At 44.6% G+C, this 14,327-nt stretch carries 1 protein-coding gene; it reads right to left on the bottom strand.

The features are described 5' to 3' along the window. Positions 1-33: 33 nt before the first annotated feature. Positions 34-14,286, bottom strand: a complete 14,253-nt coding sequence (locus DUL71_RS07305) for a non-ribosomal peptide synthetase (RefSeq protein WP_114937403.1) — start codon at positions 14,284-14,286, stop codon at positions 34-36. Positions 14,287-14,327 lie beyond the last annotated feature (41 nt).

Raw genomic sequence — 14,327 nt, 5'->3', positions numbered from 1 at the left:
TAAAAATTCACCTATTTCCATAAAACCTATAACTTAAAAACTCATGATGTTATCCGTATCATTATCTTCCAGAAACTTGTCCAGCTCCTGGTAATTTATCTCGGCCCCTAAGCCGTAGTCGGCGGGTGTAAATACTGCTCTTGATTTGGCTTGTTCCAAACAGTGATCAATTAACTGTGACAGATAGGTTATATACTTTTGCGACAAATCATTAATTGTTGTTTCAATATAATGCTTGTTACTAAAACTCCAGTTTACTGTGAGTTCTCCGGCAATAATATAGCTATTTATTGTGATTTTAACCGGCGAAAACTGCGTTTTGTGTACAGATTTCCCACTATCTTCATTCGCGTAACCAAACCATTTCCCCGAATTTACGGCCTGATCAAACTGCCCAAGGTAATTGAACATGATATCCCATGGATCATTCCCCTGTAAGCTGTCAACCTTGTTGATATATTTTAAAACTCCAAAACCCAGGCCTTTATCGGCCACTTTCCGTAACTCCTCTTTAACTTCTTTTATCAACCTGTCTTTATCTGCTACAGCCCTGATTTTTACCGGGTAAAGGCTGGTAAACCAACCAGTGGTGCGACTGATGTCAACTACATCGGTTATTGACTCACGACCATGGCCTTCCAAACCTACCACAATATCCTGTTTACCAGCCCAGTTACCTAATACTCCGGCCAAAGCGGCTAATAACAAGTCGTTTATTTCTGTATGATACACTTTTGGCACTTCGCGGAGCAAAAGGCCTGTATATTCTGAATTAAGCTTTACACGGATATTATCCATATCGCCAACCTGGGCTTTACCAGTAAAGGCTATATCAACAGGTAATGGGCTATAACTGCTCACAATCTGTTCCCAATATTTCTCTTGTGCCAATAACCTTCGGCTTTCGCTGTATTGAATTAAGGCTTGGTGCCATTGCCTGTATGAGCTGCCTTTAGCACCCAAATTTGGCGTTTCGCCATTGGTGATATTATCAAGGAGGGTATTTAAATCGTTTAGTACGATCCTCCATGATACACCATCAATGGCCAAATGATGCACAACGATCGAAAGTCGGTTCGCGGTTTCATTGTCCGCCGTTTTCATCAGCACCACATTAATTAGCCTGCCTTCGGTAATTGACAGGCTGCGCTGGTACTCATTGGTATATGCACTAACACCGGCGGTTAAATCCTGCACATTGGTCAGGTCTTCAACTAATACCTCTACTTTGGCTGTGCCGTAATGTTGTTCCCAACTGCCATTGGTGTTGACGTATTGTAGCCTTAAGGCATCATGATAAGCAACCAATGTATCGAAACATGATTGAAGCGTTGATTCGCTAATATTTTTATCTATCGATAATAAAACCGCCTGGTTATAATGCGAAATTTCCGTTTCGTTTTTTTCGAGATACCATTGCTGAATAGGTAGCAAACCTGCGTCGCCGTTTAATGTTCCTTGTTCAGTTTTAATTTTGCCGGCACCGTTTTTATGCACAGCCTCGGCCAGGCGTGCTATTACCTGGTGGTAAAATATATCTTTGGGTTGAATTTCTATCCCATATTTACGAGCCCTGCTCACCACCTGTATTGTCAGGATAGAATCGCCGCCAAGTTCAAAGAAATTATCATAGATACCTATTTGATCTATTCCTAAAAGTTCCTGCCAGATTTCTGCAAGTTGTTCTTCGGTTTGATTACGGGGAGAAACTTGAGTTTCTGGCATCAGCTCGCTTAGCTCTGCTTCGGGTAATGCTTTCTTATCTATTTTGCCATTTATGGTTAATGGTAAACTTTCCATCCTTACCCAAAGGCGGGGTATCATATATTCGGGCAGGAGCTCTTGCAGGTATTGCTGTAGTTGTTGTTTGTCAAAACCTACTTCGTCTGTCACCACATAAGCGCAAAGGCGTTTAACTCCCTGCTTATCGTCACGGGCGAGCACGACGGCCTGCAACACCTCAGGGTTTTGAAGTAGTGCACTTTCAATTTCTCCCAACTCTATCCGGTAACCGCGGATCTTTACCTGGTCGTCTTGCCTGCCCAGGTATTCGAGGTTTCCATCAGGCAGCCAGCGGGCGCTATCACCGGTACGGTACAGCCGTTCGCCTGCTTTGAATGGACTTTGAATAAATTTCGCCGAAGTGAGATCAGGGTTGTTCAAATACCCACGCGCTACACCTTCACCACCTATGTACAGTTCCCCTTTTACCCCAACTGGTTGCTGATTGCCCTGTTCATTCAGGACATAGAGCGTAGTATTGGAGATAGGTTTGCCGATAGGAATATCTGAAGGGATATTTTCAAGGTTATCCGACAGCTTGAAACTGTAAACGCTGCAACCTACAGTAGCTTCAGTCGGACCGTATTCATTAATAACTTCTGTATCGCAGCCACCAATGTTATATCCCGCAAATTGATTTAACCTAAGCGCTTCGCCACCAATTACCAATCTATCGGTAAGCATATTTCTGTCTTCGCCGGATGTTGCTTCCCGCAACAAACTGATATGTGCCGGGGTTAATTTAATAAATTCATAAGGTGCATACTTCAGTAGGTTCTCGTCTTCAAATACATTATCATATTTTGCACCTGCTATTACGATGGATCTGCCACTAATCAAAGGCATAAACAAACCTGTAACCGAGGCATCAAATGTATACGACAGATGAATAAAGGTACCCGATTTGTTACTGCTATCGCTGATATAGCTGGTTTTGCTATTTACGAGATAATTAATCAGACTGCCGTGCTCAACCATTACCCCTTTAGGTTTCCCTGTCGAACCCGAAGTGTAGATCACGTAAGCCAGTTGATTTGGCTCGATAGCAATATTCAGATTCTCGCTACTTTCGTTCGCTACTTCCTGGTCGTTATCAATTTCAATAACATGAGCATTTACACCAGTTAAATTTGATTTTCCTGTGCTACTGGTAAGAACAATAGCGGCTCGAGTATCTTCAAGAACATAACTGATCCGTTCTTTTGGATACTCCATATCAACCGGAACATAAGCTGCACCTGCTTTCAGGATACCCAGAATGCCCGTCATCATAACGATGCCGCGTTCTATACAGATCGCTACCAGTGATTCTTTTGCTACACCTTGTTTGATTAGGTAATTTGCAATCTTGTTTGATTGCTCATTTAACTCCTGGTAGCTTACTATTTCTCCTTCAAACACCAATGCTGTCGCAGTTGGTTTTTTTTGTACTTGTTTTTCAAACAGGCTGACAATATTTTCTTCTTTAGGATATGCCGCTACTGTTTCGTTGAATGATTGTAGTTGCAACTCTTCCGCTTTGCTGATCAGCTGAAGCTTGTTGATCTGAGTTGCCGAATTTTCTATTACCGCCTGGATCAGTTGAACATAATGACCAGCCATCCTTTCGATGGTTGCAGCTTTATAAAGATCAGTATTGTATTCTGCTACAATCCTGATCCCGTCTTTTGTTTCTTCGGCGTTATAGGTCAGGTCATATTTGCTTGAATAGTCACCTGTACGTTCGCCTGTGATTTTAATATCGCCCAGTTCCAGGGTTGGGATAACTCCTGTATTCTGCAGCACAAACATTACCTGGAACAATGGGCTCCTGCTCAGATCCCTTTCTTTTACTACTGCTTCTACTACTTTTTCAAACGGTACTTCCTGGTGGCCGTAAGCTTCCAGTGTAGTTTGTTTTACTTTGGATAGTAATGCATTGAATGCTTCTTCGCCGTTTAGGTTTGTTCTTAGAGCAAGCGTGTTCACGAAAAAGCCGATCAGCTCTGCTGTTTCCTCCCTGTCACGGTTGGCTACAGGCGTACCTACACAGATATCACCCTGACCACTATAGCGGTAAAGCAATACTTTGAATATCGCCAGCAGGGTCATGTACAGCGTTGTGCCTTGTTCAAGGCTTAACTGTTTTAATTGCTCTGCCTGTTCTTTAGCTATCATGAATTCATATACCGATCCTCTGCTGCTTTGTACTGCAGGGCGCATATGATCTGTCGGTAGTTCAAGCGTTGCTGTGCTTGCTAACTTTTCCTCCCAATAACTCAGTTTGCTTTGCAGTTTTTCGGCATTAAGATATTCCCTTTGCCAGATCGCGTAATCAGCATACTGGATCTCCGGTGCTTTTAATTGTATCCGCTCGTTTTTGTTGTAGCTGCTATAAAGCTGGCTGAACTCTGTTACCAATACCGGCATTGACCAGCCATCGGCCGCGATATGGTGCAGTACCAATAGCAGAACGTATTCGTCTTTTGCTGTTGCTATCAGCTCCGCCCTCAACATATCATCCTCTGACAGATCAAAAGACCGGTTTACTTCTTCGCTGATATATACTTTGAGTTCCGCTTCGTTAATCTCGCTTTGTTTTAATGCCCAGCTATTGGCTTTAATATACTGGTAGCCCTGTCCCTCATACTCCCTGATCACCGTACGCAATACCTCATGGCGTTCTACTACTGTTTTCAGCGCGTTTTCTAAGGCATTGACATTTACCTCGCCGGTTAGTTTTAGCACCGCAGGGATATGATATTGAACGCTGCCTTCCAGCCTGTCGATAAACCATAATCTTTCCTGGCTGTAGGACAGCGGGATATATTCTGGTTTTGGCTCTGCTTTTTGTATCGCGCCCTCCGCTGTGGTATTTTCAACTTCCAGTTGTTTCGCCAAATCCGCAATGGTCGGGTAAACAAACAGGTCACGGATCTTTAACTCCTTGTTCAGTTCCCTTCTTATCTGTGAGATTACACGCATGGCCAATAGCGAATGCCCGCCCAACTCAAAGAAATTATCTTTCGTCCCTATTTTCTCTACACCAAGCAGTTCCTCCCAGATTTTTGCTAATTGTTTCTCAGGAGTTGTTTCAGGAGCGGTATAGCTTTCTTCCTGGTTTGTTTCCGCTTCAGGCAGCGCGCGTTTATCGGTTTTGCCGTTGGGTGTTAGCGGCAGGCTGTCCAGTCTTACCCATAGCCTTGGCACCATGTATTCCGGTAACCTTTCGCCAAGGTAATTCTGTAGCTCCTGTTTATCGTAGGCGGTTTCGTCCATTACCACATAGGCTGTAAGCCTTTTGGTGCCTTGCTTATCCGCTTTAGCCAGCACTACTGCCTGCCTTACGTTCTCGTTCTGTAGCAATACCTGCTCTATCTCACCAAGCTCAATCCTATATCCACGAATCTTTACCTGGTCGTCTATCCGGCCTAAGTATCCAATGTTCCCGTCTGTTAGCCATCTGCCCTGGTCGCCGGTTCTGTACAGCCTGGCGTTTTTATCCTCGCTATATGGATCTGTAATGAACTTTTCTTTTGTCAGTTCCGGCTGGTTCAAATAGCCTCTTGCTACCTGTGCACCGCCTATGCAGATCTCACCCGGTACACCTATCGGGCTTAACTCGCCCTCTTTATTCCTGATGTAGATCTGCGTGTTTGATACAGGAGCGCCGATCAGTGCGGCTTTGTTGATATCATTTATGGTATAATAGCTCGCGCATACTGTACCCTCGGTTGGGCCGTAGCTGTTTACTACCTGTACTTTTGGATACAGTTGATCTACAAAACCAGGTTGCAACAACTCTCCTCCGCTGATGATATACCGCAGGCTTTGAATATCGATGTTATTATTTGCCTCTTCTTTGTTCAGGTAGGCGATTACTGTTGGCGTAGCACTCAGGATTGTTATACCTTCTGTTTTCAGCAGGTGTTTGATAGCATCGACATCTTTGCCACCTTCTTTTACGATAACCACTTTGGCACCTGTAATCAGTGCAGGATAAACTTCTTCGCACATGGTATCAAATGATACCGATGATTGCTGAAGCACACAGTCTGCTGCTGTGATACCAAAGTAATTCACAAACCCGTTGCAATAATTGGCGATGCTTTGGTGCTCTATCATTACCCCTTTGGGTTTGCCTGTTGAGCCTGAAGTATACATTACGTACGCCAATTGACTTGGCTCGATGGCTACATTTATGTTTTCGCTGCCTTGAGTTTTTATTTCTTCGTTACTGTCAAGCTCGATGATCCGGGCATTAAACCCATTTAGGTTTGCTTTGCCTGTGTTGCTGCTTAGTATTATAGCTGCTTTAGTATCTTCAAGGATATAGCTGATGCGCTCTTTCGGGTAATCCATATCAACCGGTACATAAGCCGCACCTGCTTTCAGGATACCCAATATACCCGCCATCATATTGATGCCACGCTCTATACAGATGGCCACTAAGCTTTCTTTGCTTACACCTTGTGCTTTTAGATAATGTGCAATCTGGTTTGACCTTTCGTTGAGTTCCTGATAGTTTACGGTCTCTCCCTCAAACACCAATGCTGTTGCAGTTGGATCGATTTGCACCTGTTTTTCAAACAGACTGACAATATTTTCTCCTTTAGGATACGCCGCTGGTGTTTCGTTGAATGATTGTAGTTGTAGTTCTTCCGCCTGGCTTAACAACTTTAACTTGCTAAGTTGAGTTGCAGGTGTTTCAATTACCGCTTTGATCAGCTGTACATAATGACCCGCCATCCTTTCGATGGTCTCTGCCTCATAAAGATCGGTGTTGTATTCCGCTACGATCCGGATGCCGTCTTTAGTTTCCTCGGCGTTATAGCTTAGGTCATATTTGCTTGAATAGTCGCCCGCACGTTCGCCGGTGATTTTAATATCGCCCAGTTCAAGAGTTGGAATAATGCCTGTATTCTGTAGTACAAACATTACCTGGAACAACGGGCTCCTGCTCAAATCCCTTTCTTTTACTACCGCTTCTACTACTTTTTCAAACGGTACTTCCTGGTGGCCGTATGCTTCCAGTGTAGTTTCCTTTACTTTGCTTAGCAGATCTGTAAATGCTTCTTCGCCGTTTAGGTTTGTCCGCAATGCAAGCGTGTTCACAAAAAAGCCGATCAGTTCTGCTGTTTCCTCCCTGTCACGGTTGGCTACCGGGGTACCAACGCAAATATCGTCCTGGCCGCTATAGCGGTAAAGCAATACTTTGAATATCGCCAGCAGGGTCATGTACAGCGTTGTGCCTTGTTCAAGGCTCAGCTGTTTTAGTTGCGCTGCCTGTTCTTTAACTATCGTAAACTCGTATACCGATCCCCTGCCGATTTGTACAGCCGGACGCAGATGGTCGGTTGGCAGTTCAAGCGTAGCTGTGCCTGCTAACTTTTCTTCCCAATAGCTCAGTTTGTTTTGCAGTTTTTCTGCGTTGAGGTATTCTCTTTGCCAGATCGCATAATCTACATACTGGATCTCCGGGGCTTTTAATTGTATTGGCTCGTTTTTGTTGTAGCTGCTATAAAGCTTGCTGAACTCCCTTACCAATACCGGCATCGACCAGCCATCGGCCGCAATATGGTGCAGTACCAACAGCAAGATGTATTCGTCTTTTGCTGTTGCGATCAGCTCTGCCCTCAGCATATCATCCTGTGACAAGTCAAACGGCCTGTTGACTTCCTGGCTGATATATGCTTTGAGTTCTGCTTTGTTTTCGTTTATCCCGCTTTGCTTTAATGCCCAGTTGTTAGCTTTGATATATTGGTAACCTTGTCCCTCGTGCTCTCTGATCACGGTACGCAGTACCTCATGGCGTTCTACCACATTTCTCAGCGCGTTTTCAAGGGCAGCTGTGTTTACCTCGCCGGTCAGTTTCAGCACAGCAGGGATATGGTACTGTACACTGCCTTCCAGCCTATCTATAAACCATAACCTTTCCTGGCTGTATGACAACGGGATATATTCCGGTCTCGGGTTTACTCTTTGTATAGTGTTTTCTGTTGTGGTATTTTCCTCTTCCAGTTGTCTTGCCAAATCAGCGATAGTCGGGTACACAAACAAGTCACGGATCTTCAACTCCTTGTTCAGTTCCCTTCTTACCTGCGAGATTACACGCATGGCCAATAGCGAATGCCCGCCCAACTCAAAGAAATTATCTTTTGTTCCTATTTTCTCTACACCAAGCAGTTCTTCCCAGATTTTTACCAGTTGCTTTTCTGTAGCTGTTTCAGGAGCAGTGTAGCTTTCTTCCTGCATTGCTTCTGCTTCAGGCAGCGCACGTTTATCTGTCTTACCGTTGGGGGTTAACGGCAAGCTATCCAGCCTTACCCATAGCCTTGGCACCATGTATTCCGGTAACCTTTCCCCAAGGTAGTTTTGTAGCTCCTGTTTATCGTAGGCGGTTTCGTCCATTACCACATAGGCTGTAAGCCTTTTGGTGCCTTGCTTATCCGCTTTAGCCAGCACTACTGTCTGCCTTACGTTCTCGTTCTGTAGCAATACCTGCTCTATCTCACCAAGCTCAATCCTATATCCACGAATCTTTACCTGGTCATCTATCCTGCCCAGGTATTCGATGTTGCCATCAGGTAGCCATCTGCCCTGGTCGCCGGTTTTGTACAGTTTCGCGTTTTTATCTTCGCTATACGGGTCTACGATGAACTTTTCTTTTGTCAGTTCAGGCTGGTTCAGATAACCTCTTGCTACCTGTACGCCGCCAATGCAAATCTCACCAGGTACACCGATTGGGCTTAACTCACCCTCTTTGTTCCTGATATGGATCTGCGTGTTTGATACAGGCGCGCCGATAGGAGGCAAAACCGAAAGTGTTGCACTATCAACAGTAAAGCTGCTTACCACATGCGCTTCGGTAGGCCCGTATTGATTGATCACTTTTATTCCTGTATTCCTGATCAACGTTTTTACTTCATCCGTGATCTTTAATTGCTCGCCTGCAACGATGATTTCTTCAACCGCAAATGAAAAATCCGGAACAGCAATGATCTGTTCGGCTATATTTTGAAGCACAACTACCGGGAAAAATAAATGCGTCAGCTCATGCTTAGCAATATGATCAATTAAAGCATCCAGATCCCGACGAGTATCGCCATCAATAAGGCAAAGTGTATTTCCGAAGCAAAGCGTCGAAAATGTCTCCTGGAAACTTACATCAAAGGTGTAAGCGGCAAATTGTAAAACTTTGCGGTTTTTATTTTTGAATTGGGTTTCCTGCCAGTTTAATAAGTTAAACATAGCACGCCCAGGCATCATTACACCTTTAGGCTTACCGGTTGAACCCGAAGTATAAAGAATATAAATCAATTGCTCAGCATCGATAACTACACCGAGATTATCTTTTGCCTCCTGAGCTATAGCATTTTCGTTCAGCCCATCGACCTCAATAACCAATACAGCTGGGTTCAAAACATATTTGCTGCTTTGCTTGCTGCTTACAACCACAGATGCGCCGGTATCGGCTATCATGTAGTTAATCCGATCCTGGGGAAAATCCGGATCAATCGGTACATAAACACCACCAGCTTTCAAAATACCAAGAATCGATATGATCATTCCCAAACCGCGCTCTGTACAAACAGGCACAAGGGTTTCATTAGTTACGCCGTGTTTCTGAAGGTATCTGGCCAGTCGGTTAGCCTGCTCATTTAAAGCCTGATAACTCAATTCTTCACCTTCAAATACCAATGCTATTGCGTCAGGACTTTTCAAAACCTGCTCTTCAAACAGGCTTACAATGCTTTCATCGCCAGTAAAATCAACTTTGGTTGCGTTGAACAGTTCGAGCTGAACGCGTTCAGTCTCACCAATCATATTCAAATGGCCAACTGTTTCATTTGGTGCATCGACGATAGCGTTTAGCAACTGGCTATAATGGCTTGCCATACGGCTAATAGTCGCCTCGTCATAAATATCAGTATTATACTCAAGTGCAACTTGCAGGCCATTTTCCGATTCAATGACAAACAGGGTGATATCAAATTTGGCAGTCTGGTGCTCGTCTTTCGTTTGCTTTAGTGTCAGATCGCCAAATTGCAATTCAGGTACGCGAGTGGTGTTCTGCAACACAAACATCACCTGGAACAATGGGCTCCTGCTTAAATCCCTTTCTTTTACAACAGCTTCAACCACTTTTTCAAACGGCACATCCTGGTGCTCGTAGGCCTCCAGCATAGTTTGTTTTACCTGCGCCAAAAATTTGATAAACGGCATCTCTCCGTCCAAATGGCTCCGTATGGCCAATGTATTTACGAAGAAACCTATCAAGTCCGCTATTTCAGGCTGATTGCGATTTGCTATCGGGCTACCTACACAGATATCTTCCTGTCCGCTATAACGATACAACAGAATATTAAAGGCCGACAGCAATGTCATGTAAAGTGACACCCCGTTTTGTACGCTTAATTCATGTAGTCTGCCTGTAATTCCGGACGCTATCTCAAACTCATACAAAGCGCCGTTAGTGCTTTGCTCAGCCGAGCGCTGACGGTCGGCTGGTAGCTGAAGCGTACTTACGCCGGCTAACTTCCGTTCCCAGTAAGCCAGTTTCGAGGCAAGCAGGTCGCCTTGCAGCGTAGCTCGTTGCCAGATGGCATAGTCAGGATATTGCACTGCCAATGCAGGAAGTTCCGGCCGCCTGTTAGTCGAAAAAGCGTTGTATAATTCAATCCATTCTTTTGCCAATATAGCCGATGACGAACCATCTGAAGCAATATGGTGCATGGTGAGCAGCAGTGCAAATTCGCTTTCATTAACTTTTATCAGCTCCGCGCGAAGCATATCATCTGCAGAAAGATCAAATGGCTGCGCTATTTGCAATTTAATGTATTGCTCAAGTGATAAATGCTGATCCTGGTAATGTTTTGCATCAGTTTGCTTTAATGTCCAGGCATTTGCAGGTTTTACTTGCTGCCAGCCCTCGCCATCCTGTTCAAAAATAACCGTGCGCAATACTTCATGACGGTTCACAATTTCGCGAAATGTTTTTTCCAGTGCTTCGACATTTAACGTACCTGACAAGTTAAATACCGCCGGTACATGATATTGAACGCTGCCCAACATCCTGTCGATAAACCATAAACGCTCCTGGCTGTATGATAGCGATATACGTTCCGGACGAGGTTGCGCTGTGATAGTAGCTGATGTACTTTGCTCCGCACGACCTAAGCGCGATGACAATGAACCGATTGTTGGATAATCGAACACCTCGCCAATAGAAAGATCTTGTTCAAAAGCTTTCCTAACCTCGGCTATCAACTTTACCGCCAATAATGAATGCCCGCCAAGTTCAAAAAAGTTATCGTTAATGCCAATTTCTTCAATCTCAAGGATATTTTGCCAGATCTCTGCAAGTTTGCTTTCAACCTTATTGCGAGGAGCCATAAATCCTTTGCTGGCTGTATGTACTTCTGGATGAGGTAAAGCTTTACGATCTATTTTCCCGTTCGCGGTCAAAGGAATTGCCGGTAACTGAACAAGGTGTGATGGCAGCATATAATCGGGCAAATGCTCCTTTAGGTAAATATTTAAACCCACAGGATCAAATTTTGCCGATGGCACGATATAGGCCACTAACTGTTTATTGCCCAGTTTATCATCAAGGGCCAATACCGCCGCCTGGCTTACATACTTGCTGTGCTCAAGTACCAGGGCAACTTCAGCCGGTTCAACCCGGTAGCCTCTTATTTTCACCTGGTCGTCCATCCGGCCCAGGTATTCTATATTACCATCTGCACGCATAACTACACGGTCGCCGGTGCGGTAAATCCTGGCACCTTCCCTACGGTACGGGTCGGCAATAAATTTTTCTTTGGTTAATTTAGGCAAACGGTGATATCCCTGTGCCAAACCGCGACCTCCGATATAAAGTTCACCGGGGATACCTATCGGGCAACGCTCCATTTCTTTGCCTAAAACATAAACAATAGTATTGGAAAACGGGCGGCCAATTGGCACGCGCGCACCCTCTATTACCTGGCCGGACGCCTCGTATAATAATTTACCGATTGTAGTTTCGGTAGGCCCGTAATGGTTAACCACACGGCAATCGCCGTAACGGGCAATGCGTTCTACAGATTCTTTAGGCAAAGTTTCGCCGCCAAAGATTAGCAATTGTGCAGGTAGCAGAGGGGCATCTGTTTCGGGTGATAGTGCTTTCCAGTGCGATGGCACAATTTTGATACAATCGATCCGGTTTTCGGCAAAATAGCGATGGATTTGGTACACATTGCTCACTATCTCCTTAGAGAAAACATGCAGCGTTCCGCCGTAAACCAGCGAACTGAATAACACAGTATTTCCAAGGTCGGTCGCAATGGTCGACATCAGGCCGAAGGTTTCGCAATTGCTGATCCCGGTGCGTTCGTTTAAACCAGACACATAATCAACCAGGCTATCATGATCAACCAAGACTCCTTTTGGTTTACCGGTTGAGCCGGAAGTATAAATAACGTAAGCCAAATGATCTGGTGACGGGAATATTTCCGGGTCACTTTGCGGTTCATTGGAAAGCTCCCATTCCATATTATCCAATTCCAATACCTTCTGGTGCTCGGTTACAAAAGCAGCTCGATCTGCAAATTTGCTGCTGCTTACGATAATCGCAGCCCTTGTATCGTCCAGGATATGTTTTACACGATCAGACGGAAAATCGGTATCGACAGGAACGTATGCCCCTCCCGACTTAAGGACTCCAAGAATGGCAACAATCATATCCAGGCCACGCTCCATGTAAACAGGCACTAATACACCTGCTTTTACGCCGTAACGCTGCAGGTGATGAGCAAGTTGATTAGAGCGCACATGCAGTTCGCGATAAGTCAGCGCCCTACCTTCAAATACAACTGCCTGTATATCGGGATTTAGTAGCGCCTGGGCCAGGAATAATTCGATAATGGTTTCATTGGCGATATAAGCGCAATGGCTGCGTTCGTTTTTAAACAGCCAAAGTTCTTCCTTGCGGCTCAATAACCTCAACTTACTGATCTCCATATCGGGATTTGTAACGACAGAGATCAGCAACATTTCGAAATGCTTAACCATGCGCCTGATGCGCGCAGTGTTATAAAGATCGGTATTGTATTGTACGGCCCATTTTAAGCCGTACTTTGTTTCTGTTACAAAAAAGGTAAGATCAAATTTTACGGTCTTATGTTCGTAACCGTATCCTGACAATTCCAGATCGCCAAGGGTTATAGCCGGTACCTCGGGAGTGTTACCCAAAACCAACATTACCTGAAAAAGAGGGCTGACACCTGCTTCGCGCTCTTTCACAGTTGCTTCCACAACGCGTTCAAATGGTACATCCTGATGCGTAAAACCATCAAGCACTGTTTGCTTTACCCGGGTCAGCAGTTGATTAAAGGTATCTTCACCGTTTACCTGATCGCGAAGGGCGAGTGTATTTACAAAAAAGCCAATCAATTGCTCCAACTCGCGCTGCGGGCGACCGGCGATTGAAGTACCAACGCAGATATCTTCCTGTCCGCTGTAGCGATAAAGTAATATCTTAAACGCCGTAAGCAGGGTCATATACAATGTTGCCCCGTTTTTTTGACTTAATTTGTGTAATGCCCCGGTAAGGTCGCTGCCAATATTAAAAGTTAGGGTTGAACCATTGACAACGGCCCCAGATGATCTAATGCTATCGGCCGGTAATTGCAGTTGCTGAACATCGGCAAGTTTATGCTTCCAGTATTCAAGTTTGTTTTCCAGATGTTTTTCATAAACAGGATTACGTTGCCATAAGGCAAAATCGGCAAACTGCAACGGTAATGCAGGTAGTTCAAGCGTTTCATTTTTAGTATACGCCTGGTATAAGGCAGCAATTTCCTGTACCAGAATAGGCATCGACCATGCGTCGCCGGCTATATGGTGTATGGTAATAACGAGGATATGCCCTTCGTTTTTCAGCCTGATCACATCGGCACGAAGCATATCATCGGAAGCAAGATCAAAAGGCTTTTCAATAAGCAAGCTGATGCACTCTTTCAATGCGTCGGTACCGTTCACGTAAAGGCCTGAAAGATCCCTACCCAGGAACCAGCCATCAGCGGCCTTTATTTCCTGGTAAGCAATTCCTTCTTTTTCCCTGATTACCGTGCGGAGTACCTCGTGGCGGTTAACGATGGTTTTGAAAGTATTTTCCAAAGCGTCAACATCCAGATCGCCTTGTAATAAAAGCACTTCGGATAAATGGTATTGCAGGCTGCCCTGTAACTTATCAACAAACCATAAACGCTCCTGGCTAAACGACACAGGGATACCTGAAACTACACTTCTGTCAAACGGTTTTATTTTATTATCGGTATCAGTGTTGGCGTTCCATCCCTCCTGCTTTAAAAAACTGATGATCGCCTCTTTATTTTCCCTTATTTCGTCGATAAGCAACGGATCTACTGCTGCATTTTCAGGAACCTGAAGTTGCAGACGATCTCCGTTCAATATGATCTTTACATCATTTTGTTCGGCCAGGTATAAAATATCAATCGCTTTAGTAAACAATTCTTTCATGTACTATTTTCTTTGGAAAATCGGGGGTTTGAAGAAGAAGG

This window comes from Mucilaginibacter endophyticus, from assembly GCF_003351025.1.
Taxonomy (GTDB): Bacteria; Bacteroidota; Bacteroidia; order Sphingobacteriales; family Sphingobacteriaceae; genus Mucilaginibacter; species Mucilaginibacter endophyticus.
The sequence above is the reverse complement of the archived record's forward strand: the minus strand, read 5'-3'. Positions and strand labels throughout refer to the sequence as shown.